This is a genomic window from Endozoicomonas numazuensis (assembly GCF_000722635.1).
In the GTDB taxonomy this organism is placed as follows: domain Bacteria; phylum Pseudomonadota; class Gammaproteobacteria; order Pseudomonadales; family Endozoicomonadaceae; genus Endozoicomonas_A; species Endozoicomonas_A numazuensis.
This window is the reverse complement of record NZ_JOKH01000002.1, coordinates 498,372-519,611: the sequence shown is the minus strand read 5'-3', so window position 1 is coordinate 519,611 and position 21,240 is coordinate 498,372. Positions and strand designations below refer to the sequence as shown.

Below are 21,240 nucleotides of genomic sequence, written 5' to 3'. Positions count from 1 at the left end.
TTGAATGTAAACAATTATTGTCGTATTTATAGTGTGTGGTTCCCTGATCCAAGAATAAAAAAGGAAACGTCATGTTTTTTATTGCAGTCGATGAAGATATACGGCTGCAGCTGGTCAATGATTCTATTGTGCCCAGGTATCTGGAATTACTGGAAGAGAGTAAATCCTATCTCTCACAGTGGCTTCCCTGGCCAACATTCTGTAACACCGAGGAAGACTTTAAGGCATTTGTTAAACGATCACTGCACGATTATGCCGAAGGAAAAAGCCTGACCTGTGCCATTGAGTTTCAGGGGAGTATCGTTGGAAATATCAGCTTTAATGCCATTCGGTATGACCTGAAAATGGTGGAGATTGGTTACTGGCTGGGTGAGCCTTATCAGGGAAATGGCATTGTTACCCGAGCCTGTCAGTTTCTTTGCAATTATGCATTTAATGAACTGGGTATGGAAAAGGTGCAAATAGCGGCAGCCGAAGAGAACCTGCCTAGTCGAGCGGTGTGTGAAAGGTTGGGGATGACGCTGGAAGGCATTATTACTAATAAGGAAAAGGTAGCGGGTCGTATAGTGAACCACGCTATTTATGGTTTGAAAAACTCTAACATTTCCACCGGCTGAGCCGTCAGGCTATTGCATAATGTTTGGCCAGCTCGGATGAGCTGGCCATTGACGATCAGAACGGGAACTTCTTGCCACCGCCTGGTGGCAGCATACCACCCATGCCTCCAGCTCCGCCGGGCATTTGACCTTTCATGCCACCCAAGCCTCGCATCAGTTTGTTCATGCCCCCTTTTTTGGTGACTTTCTTCATCATTTTACTCATCTGTTTGTGCTGCTTGATCAGGCGATTAATGTCTTGTATCTGGGTGCCTGAACCGTTAGCAATACGCTTTTTACGCGAACCATTCATGATGTCCGGGTTAGCACGCTCACCCGGAGTCATGGAGTTGATAATGGCTTCCATCTGGGCAAAAATCTTGTTGTCCACCTGGCCTGCCATATTGGATGGCATCCCGGGCATACCTGGGAGTTTATCCATAACACCGGCCAGACCACCCATCTTCTTCATTTGCTGAAGCTGATCACGGAAGTCTTCCAGATCAAAGCCTTTACCCTTTTTCAGCTTGCTGGCAAGTTTGTCGGCTTTCTTCTTGTCGAGCTTTTGTTCCGCTTCCTCAATCAGGGAGAGAACGTCACCCATTCCCAGAATTCGGGAAGCAATACGATCAGGGTGGAAAGGGTCCAGGGCGTCGGTTTTCTCGCCGACACCGATGAACTTGATCGGCTTGCCGGTGATATGACGAACGGACAGAGCCGCACCACCACGAGCGTCACCGTCGGCCTTGGTCAGAATAACACCGGTCAGGGGCAACGCATCACCAAAGGCTTTTGCTGTATTGGCGGCGTCCTGACCGGTCATGGCGTCAACCACAAACAGGGTTTCGACAGGGTTAATGGCGCCGTGCAGTTCCTGGATTTCTTCCATCATGTCGCCGTCGATGTGCAGACGACCTGCGGTATCGACAATAACAACATCTATGTGCTTCAGGCGGGCTTCCTGAATAGCGGCTGTCGCAATATCAACGGGTTTTTGCTCGATATTGGATGGGAAAAACTCAACATCCACCTCGTCAGCGAGGGTTTCCAGCTGTTTGATGGCTGCCGGGCGGTACACGTCGGCACTGACCACCAGCACCGATTTTTTATGACGTTCTTTAAGGAACTTACCCAGCTTGGCTACAGAAGTGGTTTTACCCGCACCTTGAAGACCCGCCATAAGCAGTACAGCAGGTGGCTGGGTGGCCAGATTCAGCTGGTCATTGGCTTCGCCCATGACCGAGATCAGTTCTGCCTGGACGATCTTGACGAAAGCCTGGCCCGGACTCAGACTGGACTGAACTTCCTGGCCAATGGCCCGTTCCTTGATGCGGTTGATGAACTCCTTGACCACAGGCAAGGCAACATCAGCCTCCAGAAGAGCCATACGGACTTCACGGAGGGTTTCTTTAATATTGTCTTCAGACAGTTTCGCCTTGCCGGTGACGTTGCGAAGCGTCTGCGACAGGCGTTCGGTTAAATTCTCGAACATCCAGTTACCTTGGGTATACCTTGAAGTAAGGTGTAAATGCGTAATTGGGAGTTATTATATCCAATCTCGAGCAAAAGGGGCAGCACCACGCTCCGTGGTTCTTTGAACGTTGACTTGTGTTTGCTGCGAGAGGCTGTTGAAAAGCGTGTTTCATTCGGCGTATTTTCAGCCTCCTGGCGAGATGCCGACGAGGGATGTTCGTTTCTTTTCGTACACATCAGAAAACGATTGTCTCAGTATTTTTGCAGCCTTTAATCTGACTGGCGCGGCTTTATGAATTTTACGGGATAGGTCATTCATGAAATTTGTGTCCGACCATGGTGTCCATACTCCGGATATGACAAACTGACTCTCTACAGAATCGAAAAATGCCTGATATTCCAATAGCTGGCCCTGTTTACGCGCTTTGAAGTGGTTTTTTGTCCGGCCAGTCATCAGGAAAATTTCAGATGGAGGTTATAACAGGTTCAATGAATGTCATGCTCGTCAGTATCGGGGCCATCGTTCTATATGCGATGGGAATGGTTTGCCAATGGGGAAGAATTACGGGTCGTGGCGGGGCTAGAAATGTAGTGTTGCTTGCCACTACGGCCGGAGCGGTTCTACATACATTCGCACTCTATTTTTCTATTCACACCAACAAGGGAGCGAATCTTGGCATTCTGACTATAAGTTCCCTAACGACTCTGATGGTGACATTAGTTGTCTTGCTCAGCAGTTTACGTAAACCGTCTGAAAGTTTACTGGTCACCATTCTGCCTTTTAGCATGATTTCAATTTTGGCAGCCTGGCTGACGCCGGTAGAGCACATTTTCAAATCACCGACACTGATGGTGGTTCATGTTCTATTGTCGGTATTGGCCTATGGATTGCTGATGGTGGCTGTTTGCCAGTCACTGCTGCTGGCTTATCAGGAAAAGCAGCTTAGACGTCATAATCAGAAGCGTTTACTGAAAGCTCTTCCACCTTTGCAGACGATGGAAAAACTGCTGTTTGAGTTTCTTTCCGTAGGGGTTATCCTGCTGACGTTGTCGCTTATTTCAGGTTTCTTATACATCGACAATATGTTTGCCAAAGAGATGCTCCATAAAACGGTGCTCTCACTGGTGGCCTGGGTACTGTTTACGACATTGTTGATTGGACATTGGGTCAATGGCTGGCGTGGTCAGAAAGCCATGCGCTGGACTGTTGCCGGTTTTATCTTGCTGCTGGTGGCTTATTTTGGCTGGCGGACCGTGGTGGATTTTATTCTGGTACGTTAACACTTCAGGGGCAGGGACGTCATTCCTGCCCTGGTATTCTTCTTTTCCATTTCAGAATAACCCCGTGAAGGCCTCTTGAGATCTTCGTAAGCCTGTCTATTGTTAGTGGCTATGAAAATGATAGTAGCCATTAAGCTCAGTAAGACTCTGTTGGTAGCAGCTGCTGCACTGTTTAGTACACTTGTTGTGTTTAATAATCTGGTCGATTACCAGAGCAATTACCTTTACGTCCAGCATGTTTTGACCATGGATACAACGGGGAACTTGACTCAGGCAGACTGGCGGGCTGTTCATGATCCATGGATCTGGAAGGCGGTTTACAGTCTGATAATTGCAGTTGAAGCGGCTATTGCCCTTTTATGTTGGGCAGGGGGCTGTCGTATGGCCTTCAATATTCGTAGCCCGGGTTTCCATGAAAGTAAGAGTTTGGCTATGGTCGGGCTAACTTTGGGGGTTTTACTCTGGTTTGTGGCTTTCATGGCTATTTCAGGTGAATGGTTTCTTGCCTGGCAGTCCCAGAGCTGGAATGGCATTCAATCGGGATTCCGGGTAGCCACTCTGTTTTTTTTGACATTAATGTATCTCGGTCAGGAAGAAAGATAAAAGTGTTTGGGGTTCACTGGACGAAACGTTAGAATTGCTGGAGCCTGACAGAGAATAGACAGTCCGGCCTAAAATCCAGTATGAACGGCCAGATTTCACGTTGAATTTGATTAAATAGGTCGACTATTCGCACAAATCCAACGAAAAATTTGACTCGTTCAACTGAATTTTATGCTCGGACGCAATTCTCGGTCAGGCTCCTAGTTTGATAACCAGAATCTGAACAGGCGATTTCAGTCTTGAGTGAAGCATCCACCAGTCTTCTTTTGGTCATTTTGGCCTTTTTAATGTTGCTGTCGGCATTTTTTTCCAGTTCGGAAACCGGCATGATGGCCATCAACCGTTATCGCCTTCGTCATCTTGTTCGCAAGAATCACAAAGCGGCTATAAGAACGCATCGATTGCTCGAGCGTCCCGACAGGCTGATCGGTGTGATTTTGATTGGCAACAATTTTGTCAATATTCTTGCGTCTGCACTGGCGACCCTGGTCGCTGTTCGGCTCTGGGGAGACAGCGGTATTGCTATTGCTACGCTGGGGCTTACGGTTGTGGTACTGATTTTTGGTGAAGTGACTCCCAAAACAGTAGCCGCGCTTTATCCGGAAAAAATCGCCTTTCCTGCTTCTTTTATACTCACGCCTTTGCTGAAACTCTTTTACCCCATGGTCGTGGTTTTAAACTGGGTTTGTGGTTTTCTGCTAAGACCCTTTGGGATCAAACCAGGGCAGGCCGCAGAAGATCAATTGAATGCAGAAGAGTTGCGCACCATTGTGACCGACCCGGGTATGCTGTTGCCACAGAAAAGACGAGGCATGCTGCTGGGTATTCTGGATCTGGAGAACGTGCGTGTAGACGATATTATGGTGCCCCGTAATGAAATTATCGGGATTGATATTGATGATGACATCAAGGACATTCTGGAACAGCTGAGAGCCTGCCAGCATACACGTTTGCCAGTCTACCGGGGTGATGTAAACAACCTTGTGGGCATGTTGCACATGAGAAAGGTCGCTCGACTGCTCAGCCAGGAAGAAGTGAATAAAGCGGTTCTGATGCAGGAAACAACAGAGCCTTACTATGTGCCGGAAAGTACACCACTGCATACTCAGCTGTTTAATTTTCAGAAATCAAAGGAGCGCGTAGCGCTGGTTGTGGATGAGTACGGTGATATTCTCGGACTGGTGACACTGGAAGATATTCTGGAAGAAATTGTGGGTGACTTTACCACAGATGTTTCTGATTCAAGTCAGGATATTACGCCCCAGGAAGATGGCAGTTACATCATTGATGGTTCTGCCTCTATTCGAGATATTAACCGTTCTCTGGGCTGGAAGCTGCCCACTGAAGAAGCCCGCACTATTAACGGACTGATTACTGAAGAGATGGAGTTTATCCCGGAGTCCAGCGTCTGTCTCAAAGTCGGTGAGTATCGTTTTGAGATTCTTCAGGTGAAGGATAACCGGGTTAAAGCTGTGAAGATTTTTACTGCTTAGTAATGTGTCTTGAAATAACTCCCCGATGGAAACATGAACTCCGTTCACGCTGAGCCTGTCGAAGGGTGCTGGTAATGCACTTCGACAGGCTCAGGGGGAACGGTACAACACGTTCCCATGCTCTGCGTGGGGACCAGAAAAGTCTACTGAAATCACTGAAAACGTTTATCCGCTTCCAGATACTCATTAAAATACGACAAGTTATGAACGTATTGAAGAGCCGCCTGTTCCAGTTGTTGTCTCTTCTGAGTATCCAGCGTTTTGACCACTTTTCCGGGTGAACCCATTACTACCGACCCATCAGGGATTTCGGTGTTTTCTGTAATCAGTGCATTGGCACCAATAATACAGTGCTGGCCAATTTTTGCGCCATTCAGTATCACCGCGTTAATACCAATCAGGGAGTGGTTGCCAATAGAGCAACCATGAACCATGGCTTTGTGACCCACAGTCACGCCTTTTCCCAGGGTAATGGGAAAGCCAGGGTCTGCATGAAGGACGGCACCATCCTGAATGTTGCTTTCTTCGCCAATAGTAATGGACTCATGATCGGCTCGAATGACAGCATTGAACCAGACACTGGTCTTGTTTTCGAGATGAACCGAGCCAATCAGAGTCGCATTGTCGGCTATAAAGTGTTCATCACCTTCCAGAGAGATCTGGCGTTCCTTCAGTTTGTAAATCATGTGGTGGATGCTTTATTTCTCTGGTTAGGCTTTGGTTGTCGGCTATCTGACTCATAGCGGGTTTGCGGATAACTGTGGCTGACATGAAATTGTGGCGCATCCAGTGGAATGGCAGTGTTCAAGCCCACATTCAGAAACTCGACCAGCATGATGGCTGTCAATCCCCAGATCAGGTATTCGTCGTACTGGTAGGAGGGCATGGAGTAGGTTTTCTCGTTCATGCTCCAATGGTCAAACTGGAGGTTATCCTGATCGATGAAAAAATCGAGTGGTACCGTGAAAATTCGATCCAGTTCTTCAGCGTTGGCACTCAATGACAAACCTTCAGGTACAGAACCAATAATGGGGATAACCTTGATGCCAAACCGTGAGATAACGGGCCCCATCGTGCCCAGTATCTGGACAGAAGAAGGGTTCAGGTCAATTTCTTCCTCTGATTCCCTGAGCGCGGTATGAACCAGGTTCCGATCCTGATCTTCTCGTTTACCACCCGGAAAGGCCACTTCACCACTGTGTTTATGAAGGTGTGAGGCTCTTCGGGTCAGTATTACCTCAGTAGCCTGACCCCGATGGTTCGTAACAAGGGGAACCAGTACAGCGGCTTCCGGGAGAGAGGTGTCTATACTTCTTGGCTTATGTCTGCGGAGTCTCTGTTCAATTTCTGTAATCAACATAAAACACGTGAATCTCAGGCTTCCACGGCGTCATTCAGATACTGAGAAAAAGATGACAATGAAAAAGGGCGCCGTTGGAACATTATTATTATCGACCCTGGGGGCATCAGTCCCTGTACTACGAGTTTACTTCAGGCAGGAATCTGCTGGCGCAAGGCTGTTTTTTTCGGGCTTTAAATGATCATAACACAGATATTTTTTACTGCATGAGCCGTCTGGTATAGAAATGGTAAGCATTTTGTACACCAGCTTGTAACAGTGGTTGTGTGCTTCCAGCAAAATAACGCCAACTTGAGTGTGGAAACAGGGTTCGATTAACAGGGCTTTATCCTGTCTACTGCTGACTGTAAGCGGCTAAATGATAGAAAGGTATTGGAGTGACTTCCGTTAATAATCGGGTTAAGGTGAAAGAAAGAATTTCATAGTTAGAAGGAATGACAGTGAATTTCTGCAGTGATTGTGGTGCGAAGGTCAGTAAGAAAATTCCCCAGGGCGATAACCGGCTCCGTGATGTTTGTGACAATTGTGGCAAAATTCACTATCAAAACCCGTTAATCGTTGCGGGTTGTTTACCGGTGTATAAAGGTAAGGTACTTCTCTGTAAGCGTGCTATTGAGCCTCGTAAGGGGTATTGGACGTTACCGGGTGGTTTTATGGAACTGGGTGAAACCCTGGAGCAGGCGGCTCTTAGGGAAACCATGGAAGAAGCCGGTGCTCAGGTAACTATTCAATCCCTGTATACCTTGTTTAATATCCTGCATGTCGGCCAGCTTTCGGTATTTTTTCTGGCTCATCTGGACACCCCTGAGTTCAGTGCGGGGGAAGAAAGTGAAGAAGTGGTTTTATTCAGTGAAGAAGAGATTCCATGGGATGAGTTAGCCTTTAATACGATTAGCCGAACTCTTAGCCATTACTTCAGTGATCGTCAGAGCGGTGAATTTCCACAACGAGTCGAAGATATTATTTTGCCGGGTCGTAAAGTCGCTTCCTGAGTCTTGTCAATCAGGAGCTTGTCTATCGCATTATTTCCGCTTCTTAAAAAGGCAACATCTTTTATTATGGACGTTGCCTTACTCTGATACCCAATCAGTTTCCCTGTCTGTATTTAGTTAAGGCCTGTTCAAATTATTTAAGATTGGCTAATGGGGCAATAGCTCTGATAAATCCGGATGGATAAGCGTCATTGGTTTCACTTATTACATAACAAAAAAGAGTTCACATCTGTGCGAGCTTATTCGGTTAAAATCAAAGTGGATGTCTAGAAACTGGGTAGAAACAAGCGTGAATGACAGGCCGGAAATTACCGATCAGCAGTTAGTGAAACTGGCAGGCGAAAAGGCCTTTACCCGAGGAAAGGGTTACTACCAGGAAGGTCGGGTTGGTGACCTGTCTGTTCATGGGCAGCGGGTTTCAGCCGAGGTCATGGGAAATGAGGTTTATCAGGTCAATCTGGTGTATACCCAAAGTGCACTGGATGGCAGTTGTGAATGCCCGGCTTCTGATGGCATCGACTTCTGCAAACATTGTGTTTCTGTAGCCATGGTTTTGCGGGATAAGGTCTCTGTCCCCCATGTGAAAAAAGGGGCTCAGGCTGCCGATGTGCTGGAAGCCTATTTGTTGCAGATGCCTAAAGAAGAGTTAGTTGGACACTTGGTTGATATGATTGACAGTAGTCGTTCAGTGCGTGAGGAGTGGTTGCTCAAGGCCGAAACCTCGCTGGGTATCATGGACCGAAAAACCATTCGCAAGCGAATAACCGCCGCTATTCCTTACAATCGTCATTATTTTCGGTATGCACAGGTCAGGCAGTATTTTGCCAATATTGAGCATGTATTTTCTGTTCTGGAGCCTCCGTTGAAAAAGCTGGCGGCTACCGATCAGATGGAGTTGCTTGACTATGCCACGTCGCGGATTGTAAGGGCTTTGGAAACGGTTGATGATTCTGGAGGTTTCAGGTTTGATCCGGTTGCTCAAATACAACGACTCTATGTGGACGCGTTTAGTGCCCTAAACTGGTCAGAAGACCAGAAGGCAGAGCATCTGATTCAGTTACTTTTGCAGGATGAAGATGAGTGGCATGGTCGAATTCCTGATGATTTCAGTGAAGTGATGAGTGCAGAGTGTCTGGATGCCTTCCTTGCTATCGCTCAGGCCCGTTGGGATAAGTTACCCAGACTGAAGAGTGACAACTGGCGGGATCGGTTCGCTTATGATCGTTTGCTCAGAGTTCTGCAAGTGGTACCCACGCTTGAAAATGACTATAAGACTCTGATTCATCTCTATAAGAAGATAGCCCGAACGGAAGAAGAATATCTGGTCATTGCCCGCTCTTATATGGAGCTGGGGGAGTATGATGATGCTCAGAATTACCTCGATAGAGCTCGACAGAACAGTCGCTTCAGTGAGTCGGCAGAGATTCATGAGTTGCAGCAGCAACTGCTGCTGAAAACGGGGCGAAGCTCCGAAGCTTTGCAGGATGTCTGGGAGCAGTTCACAGAGTCGCCGACATTGTCGACGTTTGAACACCTTACAGAGCTCTCTGGGCAGTTGGCCGATCAGGATGACTGGCGACAGAAAGCCATTGACTGGCTGAAAGAGCGTGTAGCAAATACCCGGGGCTACCATCATTACCGGGTCTTAAATACGCTGATGATGACGTACCTTTCGGAATCTGATCTGGAGTCCGCTTGGCAACTGGTGAGCGATGCAAGCCCGGATGTTGCTCTACTCTATGAGCTGCGTAAACACTTCAGACAGGATGGAGAGCGTTCGCGTTTCATCTATGAAAAGCTGGTCCAGCACTGTGTTGAGAAGAAAACAAACAAAAGTTATCAGGAGGCTGTTGAGTTACTGGTTGAATGTCAGCAGATACTCGTTGAACTGAATCAGCAGCAGGTTTTTATTCAGTGGCTAAATAAACTGAAAGAGGCGTACAAAATTAAAAGGAACTTTATTGGTTTTTTGAATGAGCAGTTTCCTGAGTATTAAGCTCAGGAAATGCGTACAGGCCAGGTTTCAAACGCGGGTTCTTCATAAGGATGTGAGGCTCTCAGGGCAGCAATAGCTGCTTCCAGACAAACGTCTTCACAGATCATTTCAACCTTCAATTCATTAACGGTTTCCACTTCACCCTGCTTGCCAATAAAAGGATCACTGCCGTCCAGTGGTCTGAACTGTCCCTGGCCAGAAGTTTGCCAGCAACAGCTGTCGTAGTTTTCATACCGTCCAGCACCGGTGGCAAAAACGGCTGATTTCACCGTTTCAAGGTGGCTTTGCGGGACAAAAAAGCAGAGCTTGTGCACGATCATGGTTGTTTCCGGTGGAAATGATTGATAACCGGGTTAGCATACATTTTCAGGAACCATGGCTGATGCTCCTGAGAGCATAGGCTGAGTCTGTCGTTAAACTCTTTGAGTTTATGGGGTAGAGACTCTTCAGGACAAAATTGTGCAAACAGCGCTTCTAATGAACGTTCTGTAACTTCAGGGAAGTCGCTGCGAAGCCGGTCAAAAGCAATGAGGTTTGACGCGAACAGGTGATAATTCTGATGAATCTGGCGGTCAACTTCATCGACAACCTGGTTGGCATTCTCATAGTTGTCTGTCAGAGGTGTGCCAAATGAAACATGGACCTTACCCTTGAAACCTTCAATGCCTGTCACGATGCTTTGCAGGTCTTCACCTTCAAACTTCTCGTAATTGCCTTCTTTTTCTGTCTCATAGAGCTCTCTTGCCTTGGCCATATCACACGGGTCATATTCATAGGCAATAGATACCGGAACCAGGTTCATGGATCGGATGCTGTCGGCAAATGAAGTGTCTGCCGCCTTTCGGCTCATATGAAACATCTTGATGATGGCTGAATCGGTTTTATCGTCGCCGTCTTTTGCCCGACCTTCGCTTTGGGCAATCCATACCGGGTGGCCGGTATCAATGGAATGATGAATATAGGCCGACAGTGTTTGGTAAGATTTGAGCTTTTCCCGACGACCCTCGACTGAACGCTTAACGATAAAGCTTTTGTTAAGGCGCATCAGGTCACTGACAAAGGGTCTCTGCAACAGGTTGTCACCAATGGCTATGCGTACGGTTTGCATGCCGTGCTTGTAGATCGCCAGGTTAACAAAGGCAGGGTCCATCACAATGTCCCGATGATTGGACAAAAATAAGTGTGCCTGTTGTTTGTCCAGTTTATCCAGACCAGAAAAGCTCATGCCTGATGTGCTGCCTTCAATGACCCGGGTCAGGAAGGGCTCAATCACGGCTTGCAGGCCATCAATATCATGAATGCCTTTCAGCTTGTAGCGAAGTCCCATCGAGGTGAGCCAGCCAGCAAGACCGTTGAGATAGTCGGGCACACGGGGATACTGATGACGTACCAGTGCCTGAATGAGCTCACGATCCTGTAACAGACGGTTTAAGGCCGGTCTTACTTCATGGTCATGATAGGGGCGGATTTCTTCAAAACGTTCCATCTGATGAGGATAATTGCCTTTGATAACAGTCATGAGCGAAAGCTGTTTATTCGTCATAAAAATGATGAAAAACTTTCACACTTAATTAAACCATTGATTATATAGGCATTACCAGAAGGGGTCTGTAGCCGGGATGTGGCACTTTGTAACGGTTTACAGTGAAAATGAAGTTGGGAGCGGTTTTTTTACCAGTCCCGCAGATGGAAGTTATCAATTTTCATTTATGTCTGTTTAAGCTTTTTGCTGCTATCCAGCAGCCCTTACCTTGCAGTATTCCGACTATTGAAAGTGTATACTCTGCGGCTGTCAATATACGGCTATTAATGGTCGTTCTAAAAATGATATGACTGAGCGGTACGCTGCTCAAGCGGTTAGAGGTGGTAGATGTCATTGAACAAGAAATGCCAGGGGGGGATACTGGCCATTACATTACTGTTTTCCCTGAGTGGCTGGGCAGCAGACTTTACCAGTCTGCTTAAGCAGGCTAAGTCAGGTGATGAGCAAGCAATGCTTGAAGCAGGCAGCCTGTTGATCACTGGGAAAGCCAAGCCTGATAGTGCCAAACAGACGCTTTCTTTGTTGGAACCCTTGGTTGCTAAAGGTAATGTTCAGGCAGAATTGATGCTGGGCAAGGCGTATCGCGATGGCTTGGGCGGAGTAGCCAAAGACACGGGAAAAGGGTTTGAGTTGATTGAGCTTGCGGCAGGCCGACAGGGTAAAAATGCAGAGGCACAGTACGAGCTGGGCAAATCCTACTATAAAGGTGTAGGAACGGACACTAACCTGATTGCTGCCTATATGTGGACATCCTTGAGCCTGGATGATTCAGAGGGTGATTTTATTCCAGCAGCCCGTAAGCAGAAACAGGCACTTTCTGAAATGCTCAACAGTGCCCAGAGATCCAAGGCTAATGAGCTGGTGAGTCAGATCAAGACCGTCTACCTGAAATAAGCCCGTCAGGTAACCAGGTCTTTCTTTACGACGGTGGCTATGTTTTTATAGAACCATGATCAAGATATTCAGTCCTGATAATTCTCTTGAAGCCCAGTGCCTCAAAGATCTTCTCCAAAGCCATGGTATTAGCTGCCATCTTGGTGGCAGCTACCTTAGTGGTGCGATTGGAGAGCTGCCTGCTGCTGGCTTGCTGGCGCTCTATGTTGAAGACTTGGATGCAGGTCGGGCTAAACAGCTGATTGAAGATTACCTCATGGCTTCACCTGTACTGGAAGACCTTACTCAAGCCCGGGAAGACTAATTATGTGTGGTCGTTATACTTTGATGACCGATCAAATCGACCTGGGTTGGCTTGGAATGAGCCAGCCGGTTATTAATATCCCATCCTATAATGTGGCGCCGGGTGAACAGGTGCTCATTATCAAGAATAATGAGAAAGGCAAGCCAGAGGCCTTGCGGGTTAAATGGGGGCTGGTTCCTCACTGGCTGCAGGATTTTTCCAGAGCCCAGATCAATGCAAGAATTGAAACTGCTGCAGACAAACCGATGTTTCGTGATGCGATTCGTAAACGACGTTGTCTGATATTGGCAGATGGCTGGTTCGACTGGCAGAAAACCCGGGGGCGCAGTCAGCCATGGTATATACGTCCAAAATCTAGTGGTGTATTTGCTTTCGCAGGTGTCTGGGAATCTTATCCTGTTGATGACCAACTGAGTTTTGAGTCCTGCGCTATTCTTACCCGTCCTGCCATTAGTCATATCACGCCTTTGACCGAGCGAATGCCAGTGGTGTTACCACAGAAGCAGGCAGCTGATTGGCTGGGTGAAGATTATGAGGCAGTGTTAATGCATCAGGAGAACCCTGATCAGGTGATTAGCAACCTGTCGTTTTATAAAGTAGGAAGAACGGTGAATAGTGTTGCAAATAAGGGGGCTGACTGCGTGAAAAAACTGGTTTCAACATTTTAATAAAACGGTTTTTTATTGTTGGAAAATACTATTTCTAAGTCTAATCTTTTCCAGCTTTCCAGCTTTCCAGCTTTCCAGCTTTCCAGCTTTCCAGCTTTCCAGCTTTCCAGCTTTCCAGCTTTCCAGCTTTCCAGCTTTCCAGCTTTCCAGCTTTCCAGCTTTCCAGCTTTCCAGCTTTCCAGTCTTACAGTTAAATTGAATCTCTGGGTAGAGGTGTATCCGGGCAGAGCTGATGTCATACCCGGATAACAGGGGTTAACTGGCCAGTTGGTGACGACGCTTTCTTTGGCCAAGGAATATCAGTCCCAGCAGCAGAAGAGCTGGAATCCAGATGATCTCTCTTGGTAATCGATCAGCGGGTACTTCCAGACTCTCAAGCTTCCAGTCGAAGTCGATGCCGGCTTTTTCAGCAGGGCTGTCAAAGCCCACCATATCCACGACCAGATGGTTATCGCTCTCGATCAGTTCAAGACCCATTTCTCTGAGTCTTTCTGTGCCTTCGCTCACACTGCCTGCAGGAAGAATGGCCAGCTTACTCACCGTTCTGCCTTCCAGGTTTTCACCGGACACCCAAAAGCGGGCTTTACTGTTTTCGGGCAGTGTTTCGACACCCTGAACGATCTCGGTCCCTTTAAAGGTCTCATAAGCCGGGAAAATACGATCCCAGAAGAAGCCGGGGCGGAAAAGGGTAAACGCGATCAGAAGCAAAGCAGCCGTTTCATACCAGCGGGTTTTGGTCAGCCAGTATCCCTGAGTGGCGGTGGCAAATACCAGCATGGCAATCACTGCACTCACAACCACCATGGCCAGTTGCAGGGGGCTTTCCACACCAATCAGCAGCAGTTCGGTGTTAAAGATAAACATGAAGGGCAGAACTGCTGTACGAATATCGTAGGTAAAGCCCTGGATACCGGTTTTAATCGGGTCTGACTGGGCAATCGCAGAAGCCGCAAAGGCTGCCAGGCCTACCGGAGGGGTGTCGTCTGCCAATATACCGAAATAAAACACGAACAGATGGACTGCAATCAGCGGTACGATCAGTCCGGACTGTGCGCCCAGGGTGACAATCACAGGAGCCATCAGGGTAGAAACCACAATGTAGTTGGCAGTCGTTGGCAGCCCCATGCCCAGAATCAGGCAGATAATTGCGGTGAAAATCAACATAATGATGATATTGCCACCGGAAACCCACTCAACAAATTCTGTCATGACCAGACCGATACCGGTCAAGGTAACTGCGCCAACAACAATACCCGCTGTCGCTGTGGCAACACCGATCCCAATCATGTTCCGGGCACCGGATGTCAGGCCGTCCATCAGGTCACGGAATCCTTCACCTTTATCAATAGCGTGCTTGCGGAACCACTGAATCATGCCTTTATGGGTCAGGGTGATGAAGATCATCACAACCGTTGACCAGAAAGCAGACAGGCCAGGTGAGAATCGCTCTACTGTCAGACACCAGAGCAGGATAACCAGAGGCAGCAGGAAGTAAAGACCGCGCTTCAGGGTAGGGCCGGGATCAGGTGTTTGAGTCAGGGTTTCTTCTGAATCTTCAGGCAAGTCGGGTTGGGCCGAAGCCAGTTTGACCAGCAGTACGTAGCTGGCCAGCAAAGCCCCTATGATGATGGCCGGTGCAAAGTCGCCCATATAAGCGCGAGTCCAGCCGATACCGTAGTAGACGACAGCGCCAAGAGCACAGAGTCCGGCAAAAGTACCCGTAAATGACATAAGTGCCTGGGCTGCGGACCGGGTTCTGCTTCTTGGTAAACCTTCCATGCCTGCCTTAACGGCTTCAAGGTGCACGATATAAAACAGCGCAATGTAGGAAATCAAAGCAGGCAGTAATGCCGCTCGAATTACTTCCAGATAGGAAATGCCCACATATTCCACCATAAGAAACGCAGCAGCACCCATGATCGGAGGTGTGAGCTGGCCATTGGTGGAAGCGGCTACTTCAATAGCGCCTGCCTTGTGGGCAGGAAAACCCACACGTTTCATGAGTGGAATGGTAAAAGTACCAGTGGTTACAACGTTAGCGATGGATGAACCAGACACTACGCCGCTGAGTCCGGAAGAGACTACCGCCGCTTTAGCGGGTCCTCCTTTCAGGTGGCCCAGAAGAGAGAAGGCTACCTGAATGAAGTAGTTGCCTGCTCCAGCTCGTTCCAGCATGGCACCAAACAGAACAAACAAAAATACGAAGTTGGTGGAAACACCAATAGCAACGCCAAACACACCTTCAGTGGTGATCCAGAGGTGTGACAGGGCTTTATTCAGGCTGGCTCCTTTATGGGCAATCACGTCAGGCATATAAGGGCCACCAAAGGTGTAGGCCAGAAAGACAATGGCTACGATCATGAGTGGTGGGCCAAGTGCACGACGAGTGGCTTCCAGCAACAGAATCATGCCGGTGCCGGCAGTGATCAGGTCCATAGTGGTGGGAGCGCCGGAGCGTCTTGCCAGTTCTGTACTGAAAATATACAGGTAGGCAGCGCTCAGGCTGGCAGCGATAGCCAGAAGCCAGTCCAGTGCTGGAATCCGGTCTCTGGGTGAGCGTTTTGTGGCAGGAAAAACCAGAAAAGTTAACAGCAGAGCAAAGGCAAGGTGAATAGCCCTGGCCTGAGTGTCATTAAAGATGCCTGTTTTGAAAATAAACGGCAGCGGTGAAGCATACCACAACTGGAACAGGGACCAGCAGAGAGTGATAGCGATAACGACACGGCCTGCCAGTCCCGCTGGGGATCTGGCGCCCTGGTCAGATTGCTGAACCAGAGCCTGTGCCTCTTTTTCCTGAGAGGGTGTTACGGCTTCCATAAAAAATACTTCCTGACAGAGTACACATCCTGTGCGGATAAAACGATTTTGTTATGCTAATGCAGTGCATCAGCGAAAAAGCATCAGCGAAAAAGCATCAGTAAATAAATCGACTCGGGAAAAATACGACAGGACAGCATTAGGCTGTCCTGTCTGGTATTGACTGATGTCTGATCAGAGGGACTGACCCGCAGTCTTGAAGTGGACGGCTATTGATTTGTGATCAAGGTTGCTCATCCACGCTCTAGGAGGCTGACCGAGAATAGCGTCCGAGCATAAAATTCAGTAGAACGAGTCAGCTTCTTCACTGGATTTGTGCGAATAGTTGACCTATTTAAGCAAATTCAGTGGAAAAGATGGCCGTTCTTTCTGGATTTTAGGCCGGGCTGTTTATTCTCGGACAGCCTCCTGGACTGCTTATCTGTGCTAAAAGTTATTTGCTGCTCAGCAGGCCAGCTTCTTCGAAGTATTTCTTGGCACCGTTATGCAGAGGAGCTGACAGACCATCGCTGATCATCTCTTCTTTCTTCAGGTTGGCGAAGGCAGGATGCAGTTTCTTGAAGGTTTCCAGGTTTTCAAAAACAGACTTGGTGATGTTGTACACCGCTTCGTCATTAATTTCGGAAGAAGAAACGAAAGTCGCGGCGACACCAAAGGTCAGAGTGTCTTTCTCGTTACCCTGATACATGCCGCCAGGAATAGTGGCTGCACGGTAATAAGGCGTGTCAGCAATCAGCTTTTCAACTTTAGGGCCTGAAACATTAACCAGTACTGTTTCACAGGAAGAAGTGGCTTCTTTCAGGGAGCCGCTTGGGTGTCCAGCTGTGAATACAAAGGCGTCAATCTTGTTGTCGCACAGGGCTTTGGCTTGCTCAGCTGACTTCAGTTCAGAGGTCAGGGAGAAAGTAGCGTTAGTCCAGCCGTATACGTCCATCAGCTGTTCCATGGTGCCGCGCTGGCCTGAACCAGGGTTGCCAATATTGACACGCTTGCCTTTCAGATCATCAAAATTCACGATCTTGGCGTCTTTGCGAGCCACAATGGTGAAAGCTTCAGGGTGAATAGAGAAAACGGCACGTAATTTTTTGTCTGCTCCCTGGCCCTTGAATTCTGCACTGGAACCTTCATAGGCATGGTACTGCCAGTCGGACTGAACGATACCCATGTCCAGCTCACCGGAGCGAATAGTGTTCAGGTTGTATACAGAGCCACCGGTGCTTTCAACGGAGCAGCGAATGCCGTGATCTTTACGGTCTCTGTTCACCAGACGGCAGATAGCACCACCGGTAGGGTAGTAAACACCCGTTACACCACCGGTACCAATGGTGACGAACTGCTGTTGAGGGGTTGCAGCACTGGCGGCAGAAGTAGCGGCAGCCAGACCGGCGCCCATGGCAACCATTCCCAGTTTTTTCAGAACAGACATGTTTGTGCTCCTTGATATTAAGGGACAACCACCTTTATTAATGTTTATCAGGGCGGCAATCCAAGCTTGTAGCTATATGTTTATGTTTGTACTTTGAAAAGCCTGCACACAGAGCGAAAGGCTTTCACTGCTTATTTGGCTTTATATCCTGCAGTCTTATTGAACCATTTATAAGTCTGCAGTCGTAGCTCCCGGCATTTTTGTGAAGTCTGTCGCTTAATTGAATTAGCTTTATCGATCCTTCATTCTCATTTTTAACGTATGACATCAGTCGCATGGCTTATATCTATACGTTTTTATGTGGCAGTCCGTAATACTATTAGATTATTACAGTATTTTTAAAGAGGTTTTTTGATTTGTGTCAATACGCTTGCGGCTGATACCTATCAAATAGAGGATGTTACCGTTCTGAGGTTGGGGTAGCAGGCAGGGTTTTTATGCAATCTTTTACAAACCAGTCCGGTGCTGATTAGGGTTTCCGGACTGGGTATTTATACCAATCGCACTTTCAAAATCCCCTACTGTGCAGCCATTTGAGTCCAATATTCTGCGTTGGGGATCGTCCCCATAGCTACGGCTATGACTCCTCACCCCGCCTTTATGCCCTGTGGGTATTGCCTATTGCGCTCAAATGGCTTGCTCATAACGGGGTTTGAAAGTTTGATTGGTATTACTCAACTTTAACTTTTTAGTTTCGTCTTTGGACAGGGCTCATTTAAATAATCAACCGCAGCATTTTTTGTACTTCTTGCCACTACCGCAAAGGCAGGGGTCATTCCTGCCGGGTAATTTGGCAGGAACATCGGGATAGATAAAGTACCATTGCCCCTGTTCCTTGATGAAGTCTGAGCGCTCATGGTGTGCTTCTTCCTGGCCGGTAGCGGGGTTCAGAAACCAGGCTTTGAATTCCACTTTTCCTTTGGTGTCGGAAGGGGTGCCCGCTTCGGTGCTGACAATATCCAGTCGCGTCCACTGCGTAGTATCTGCACGTTTATGAATACCGGCTTTATCAATTCCATCGATCTGACGCGTCCAGGTGGTGGCGATCAGGTAGTCGGTGTTTTTCAGGTAGTAGGCTGAAAACCTCGAACGCATCAGTGCTTCAGCGGTGGGGGCTGCCTGGCCAGAATGGTATTGGCCACAGCATGAAGCATATTCTTCACCAGAACCGCAGGGGCATTCGGTTTTCTCTGGCATTTTTCCACTACCAGAGGCAGTGGGCGCAGGTTGCTTTATCTCAGAGCTGTCTTCAGTCATTGATTTCTACGAGCAGGAATGAATAGTTTTCGATAGAATGTCATTTTACTCAATTTATAGGATCAGATGCATGCGTCTTGGCAAAGCAGTGGTGGTTTTATTCTGGCTGGCAGCGCTGTTGAATTTATTCGTGCCCGTGGCTGAGCCTATGGGGTCCGTGCTGAAGTGGGCGGCTCCTTTACTCTTGCTGATGCACACTGCAGAGCATTTTTTCTTCAGCCGGCGCTTTGCGGCCATGGGGGCGCCCCTGTCATTGAAAGATCGCTATATGATTCTTATCTTTGGTGGATTTCATCTGATGAGCTTGATGAAGAAAGTCCCTACCCAGCCGGCCGGTGATCAACACAGTGCTTGAAGAGACACAGAAAAAGAGGATCCAGAAGGCTTACAGCACATTTCTGGACAGCAAGAAACTGAAGGCCCGGCCAGGGCAGAAACAGATGATTGCTGAAGTCGCCCGCTCCCTTGGAAGTATTAAAACAGACAGTGAAGGGCGTCGAACTTCTGATCCCTCTGTGATGGTGGTTGAGGCTGGCACAGGTACCGGTAAAACGGTGGGCTATGTGCTTCCTGCAGTGGTTATGGCTCAGGCGGCTGAAAAACGACTGGTGATTTCCACTGCCACAGTCACTCTGCAGGAGCAGATTATTGGCAAAGATCTTCCGGATATCATTCTGAAAACAGGGTTGAAGTTCTCTTTTACTCTGGCCAAGGGTCGTGGGCGGTACGCATGTCTTAGTAAACTCGACCGGTTGTTGCAGGAAGAGCAGTCCACTGCGTCACTGATGGATATGTTTGCCGGAGAGGGCGTCACTCTTGAGCAAGATGAATCGTCACTGAAGCTTTACCAGAATATGCTGGAAGAGTTTGCGGCTTCCAAATGGGAAGGCGACAGAGACAGCTGGCCTGATGCCCTGGAAGATCAGCAGTGGCGCATGATTACCACCGATCATGCTCAGTGCAGTGGCCGTCGTTGTGGCTACTTTAATCAGTGCCCATTTTATAAGGCCCGTGGTGACCTGGAACAGGCGGATGTGGTGGTCACCAATCATGACCTGGTTCTGGCTGATCTGGCGCTGGGTGGTGGCGCTATTCTACCTGATCCTAAAGACACGATTTATGTTTTTGATGAAGGTCATCATCTGCCTGACAAGGCGATTGATCATTTTGCTTGCCATTCCCGAGTAAAAAGCACAGCCAGCTGGCTGGAAAAGGCCAGTAAATATCTTCAGAAAACGCTGTCCCAGAACGCACTGCCAGGAGAGCTAGGCGAAAGGCTGGAAAAGCTTATGCCTGAGTTTGATGATCTGGTGAATGCTCTGGGCCATACCCGGACACTGTTGCACGGTGTAGCGACCTTTGAGCCTCGCATTCAGGGTGACATGACTGTTGCAATCCATCGTTTCCCTGAAGGAAAAGTACCGGAAGAAGTGCGCCAACAGGCAGAGATCCTGAAGGCGGGGTTCAGTCGCTGCAGCGGGATGGTCGAAAAGGTTGCCAAAGAATTGAATGACGCCATGGACGGAGACGTGCCCGGTATTGACCGTTGGCAGGCAGAGCAGTTGTATCCGGAAATCGGGGCTATGCAAATGCGTCTGGAAAACCAGTTTCAACTCTGGTTGACCTACACCCTGAAAGATCCCGAAGGTGAACCGCCCAGTGCTCGTTGGCTAAAATGGAGCGAAGGTCCTTTTGGTGAAGAGCTGGAAGTGTTCAGTAGTCCGATTCTGTCTTCGGCAACACTCTGGCAGACACTCTGGAATCCGGGTTATGCATCCATTGTAACGTCGGCCACTTTAACGGCATTGGGTAACTTTAATCGATTCCGAATGCGTTCCGGTGTGCCTTCCGAGTCTCATTGCGTGGTGGTTCCCAGTCCTTTTCAGCACAGCCTGGCAGCCAAGCTGGTCGTACCTGATATGCTGTCTGATCCCAGACAGAGTGAGGAGCATACGGAAGAAATTGTTGAGATGCTGCCCAACCTGATGTCAGGACAAAAAGGTGCTCTGGTGCTCTTCTCATCCCGTAAACAGATGAAAGATGTGCATTTTGGTCTGGATGATGAGTGGCGCAAGAAGATCTTGTTGCAAGATGATTATTCCCGACAGGAGCTTCTGAAGCTGCATCGTAAGAATATCGACGATGGCAAAGACAGCATTCTCTTTGGTCTGGCGAGTCTGGCAGAAGGTATCGATTTGCCGGGTGCCTATTGTGAGCACGTCATCATTGCCAAGATTCCTTTTGCGGTGCCTGATGACCCGGTGGAGTCTGCACTATCAGAATGGCTTGAGGCTCAGGGGCGTAACCCGTTTATGGAAATGGCTGTGCCAGACGCTGCCATCAAGCTGGTACAGGCTTGTGGTCGTTTACTTCGAACTGAGCAGGATACCGGCCAGATTACCTTACTGGACAGAAGGGTTGTAACGGCAAGGTATGGTCGTATGATTCTTGATTCTCTGCCGCCTTTCAGAAGAGTGATAGATTACGCTGTCATCTGATCACGGCTTTCTTTTTGGCGTCATATCGCGCTTGATTTG

The 21,240-nt window shown here is 48.3% G+C and carries 20 protein-coding genes; 11 read left to right on the top strand and 9 right to left on the bottom strand.

Annotation, left to right across the window (positions count from 1 at the left end):
• The first annotated feature begins 71 nt into the window (after nucleotides 1-71).
• Nucleotides 72-617: a GNAT family N-acetyltransferase gene (locus tag GZ78_RS09630; protein ID WP_034835047.1), complete on the top strand. Its 546-nt coding sequence runs from the start codon at nucleotides 72-74 to the stop codon at nucleotides 615-617.
• Between the two features lie 55 nt (nucleotides 618-672).
• Here GZ78_RS09630 and ffh read toward each other — a convergent pair whose 3' ends face one another.
• A complete protein-coding gene (ffh, locus tag GZ78_RS09625) occupies nucleotides 673-2,088 on the bottom strand; it encodes a signal recognition particle protein (protein WP_034835045.1) in 1,416 nt (471 codons plus the stop codon).
• Between the two features lie 449 nt (nucleotides 2,089-2,537).
• Here ffh and GZ78_RS09615 point away from each other — a divergent pair, with 449 nt between their 5' ends.
• The 3 genes from GZ78_RS09615 (at nucleotide 2,538) to GZ78_RS09605 (ending at nucleotide 5,446) form a co-directional block, all read left to right on the top strand.
• Nucleotides 2,538-3,350 carry a cytochrome C assembly family protein gene (locus GZ78_RS09615; protein ID WP_051786009.1) on the top strand — a complete coding sequence of 271 codons (813 nt, stop codon included), beginning with the start codon at nucleotides 2,538-2,540 and terminating at the stop codon, nucleotides 3,348-3,350.
• A gap of 117 nt (nucleotides 3,351-3,467) precedes the next feature.
• Nucleotides 3,468-3,953 carry a DUF2165 family protein gene (locus GZ78_RS09610; protein ID WP_034836314.1) on the top strand — a complete coding sequence of 162 codons (486 nt, stop codon included), beginning with the start codon at nucleotides 3,468-3,470 and terminating at the stop codon, nucleotides 3,951-3,953.
• Between the two features lie 239 nt (nucleotides 3,954-4,192).
• Nucleotides 4,193-5,446 carry an HlyC/CorC family transporter gene (locus GZ78_RS09605; RefSeq protein WP_034835042.1) on the top strand — a complete coding sequence of 418 codons (1,254 nt, stop codon included), beginning with the start codon at nucleotides 4,193-4,195 and terminating at the stop codon, nucleotides 5,444-5,446.
• Between the two features lie 152 nt (nucleotides 5,447-5,598).
• Here the strand turns inward: GZ78_RS09605 and GZ78_RS09600 are convergent, their stop codons facing one another.
• Both GZ78_RS09600 and GZ78_RS09595 read right to left on the bottom strand, forming a co-directional pair.
• The gene (locus tag GZ78_RS09600; RefSeq protein WP_034835040.1) at nucleotides 5,599-6,132 is read right to left on the bottom strand and encodes a gamma carbonic anhydrase family protein; all 534 of its coding nucleotides are present in this window, start codon (nucleotides 6,130-6,132) and stop codon (nucleotides 5,599-5,601) included.
• The gene (locus GZ78_RS09595) at nucleotides 6,129-6,806 is read right to left on the bottom strand and encodes a CoA pyrophosphatase (RefSeq protein WP_081869768.1); all 678 of its coding nucleotides are present in this window, start codon (nucleotides 6,804-6,806) and stop codon (nucleotides 6,129-6,131) included. The genes GZ78_RS09600 and GZ78_RS09595 overlap by 4 nt, the downstream gene beginning before the upstream one ends.
• A 440-nt stretch (nucleotides 6,807-7,246) precedes the next feature.
• On the opposite strand from GZ78_RS09595, the gene GZ78_RS09590 reads away from it, so the two are divergent.
• Nucleotides 7,247-7,798, top strand: coding sequence for an NUDIX hydrolase (locus GZ78_RS09590; RefSeq protein WP_034836308.1), 552 nt, complete (start codon nucleotides 7,247-7,249; stop codon nucleotides 7,796-7,798).
• A gap of 289 nt (nucleotides 7,799-8,087) precedes the next feature.
• A complete protein-coding gene (locus tag GZ78_RS09585; RefSeq protein WP_034835039.1) occupies nucleotides 8,088-9,794 on the top strand; it encodes an SWIM zinc finger family protein in 1,707 nt (568 codons plus the stop codon).
• A 2-nt stretch (nucleotides 9,795-9,796) separates the two neighbouring features.
• Here GZ78_RS09585 and GZ78_RS09580 read toward each other — a convergent pair whose 3' ends face one another.
• Both GZ78_RS09580 and GZ78_RS09575 read right to left on the bottom strand, forming a co-directional pair.
• Nucleotides 9,797-10,114 (bottom strand): NGG1p interacting factor NIF3, encoded by a 318-nt coding sequence (locus GZ78_RS09580; protein ID WP_407919765.1) that lies wholly within the window; start codon nucleotides 10,112-10,114, stop codon nucleotides 9,797-9,799.
• On the bottom strand, nucleotides 10,111-11,313 hold the full coding sequence (locus tag GZ78_RS09575; protein WP_236631520.1) for a 1-acyl-sn-glycerol-3-phosphate acyltransferase: 1,203 nt from the start codon (nucleotides 11,311-11,313) through the stop codon (nucleotides 10,111-10,113). The genes GZ78_RS09580 and GZ78_RS09575 overlap by 4 nt, the downstream gene beginning before the upstream one ends.
• Before the next feature lie 351 nt (nucleotides 11,314-11,664).
• Between GZ78_RS09575 and GZ78_RS27355 the strand changes: the two genes are divergently transcribed.
• The 3 genes from GZ78_RS27355 to GZ78_RS09560 are packed head-to-tail and all read left to right on the top strand — an operon-like array spanning nucleotide 11,665 to nucleotide 13,203.
• Entirely contained in the window at nucleotides 11,665-12,231 is a 567-nt protein-coding gene (locus GZ78_RS27355) for a tetratricopeptide repeat protein (protein WP_051786008.1), read from the top strand.
• A gap of 55 nt (nucleotides 12,232-12,286) precedes the next feature.
• Nucleotides 12,287-12,535, top strand: coding sequence for a putative signal transducing protein (locus GZ78_RS09565; RefSeq protein WP_034835038.1), 249 nt, complete (start codon nucleotides 12,287-12,289; stop codon nucleotides 12,533-12,535).
• 2 nt (nucleotides 12,536-12,537) lie between these two features.
• Nucleotides 12,538-13,203 (top strand): SOS response-associated peptidase, encoded by a 666-nt coding sequence (locus tag GZ78_RS09560; protein WP_034835037.1) that lies wholly within the window; start codon nucleotides 12,538-12,540, stop codon nucleotides 13,201-13,203.
• Here the strand turns inward: GZ78_RS09560 and GZ78_RS29420 are convergent.
• The 4 genes from GZ78_RS29420 to GZ78_RS09540 all read right to left on the bottom strand — a co-directional run bounded on the left by GZ78_RS29420 (nucleotide 13,200) and on the right by GZ78_RS09540 (nucleotide 18,643).
• Complete coding sequence (locus GZ78_RS29420) at nucleotides 13,200-13,496, bottom strand: hypothetical protein (RefSeq protein ID WP_161787356.1); 297 nt, start codon at nucleotides 13,494-13,496, stop codon at nucleotides 13,200-13,202. The two genes, GZ78_RS09560 and GZ78_RS29420, sit on opposite strands and share 4 nt — an antisense overlap.
• Complete coding sequence (locus GZ78_RS09550) at nucleotides 13,459-16,020, bottom strand: TRAP transporter permease (protein WP_034835035.1); 2,562 nt, start codon at nucleotides 16,018-16,020, stop codon at nucleotides 13,459-13,461. The genes GZ78_RS29420 and GZ78_RS09550 overlap by 38 nt, the downstream gene beginning before the upstream one ends.
• A 433-nt stretch (nucleotides 16,021-16,453) precedes the next feature.
• The gene (locus tag GZ78_RS09545; protein ID WP_034835033.1) at nucleotides 16,454-17,446 is read right to left on the bottom strand and encodes a TAXI family TRAP transporter solute-binding subunit; all 993 of its coding nucleotides are present in this window, start codon (nucleotides 17,444-17,446) and stop codon (nucleotides 16,454-16,456) included.
• A gap of 723 nt (nucleotides 17,447-18,169) precedes the next feature.
• Nucleotides 18,170-18,643, bottom strand: a complete 474-nt coding sequence (locus GZ78_RS09540; protein WP_034836296.1) for a YchJ family protein — start codon at nucleotides 18,641-18,643, stop codon at nucleotides 18,170-18,172.
• Nucleotides 18,644-18,773: 130 nt separating this feature from the next.
• On the opposite strand from GZ78_RS09540, the gene GZ78_RS27350 reads away from it, so the two are divergent.
• Together GZ78_RS27350 and dinG are read left to right on the top strand one after the other, a co-directional pair.
• Entirely contained in the window at nucleotides 18,774-19,058 is a 285-nt protein-coding gene (locus GZ78_RS27350; protein ID WP_051786007.1) for a DUF1145 domain-containing protein, read from the top strand.
• The gene (gene dinG, locus GZ78_RS09530) at nucleotides 19,051-21,201 is read left to right on the top strand and encodes an ATP-dependent DNA helicase DinG (RefSeq protein ID WP_152558644.1); all 2,151 of its coding nucleotides are present in this window, start codon (nucleotides 19,051-19,053) and stop codon (nucleotides 21,199-21,201) included. Before GZ78_RS27350 ends, dinG begins: the two co-directional genes overlap by 8 nt.
• The last annotated feature ends 39 nt before the right edge of the window (nucleotides 21,202-21,240 follow it).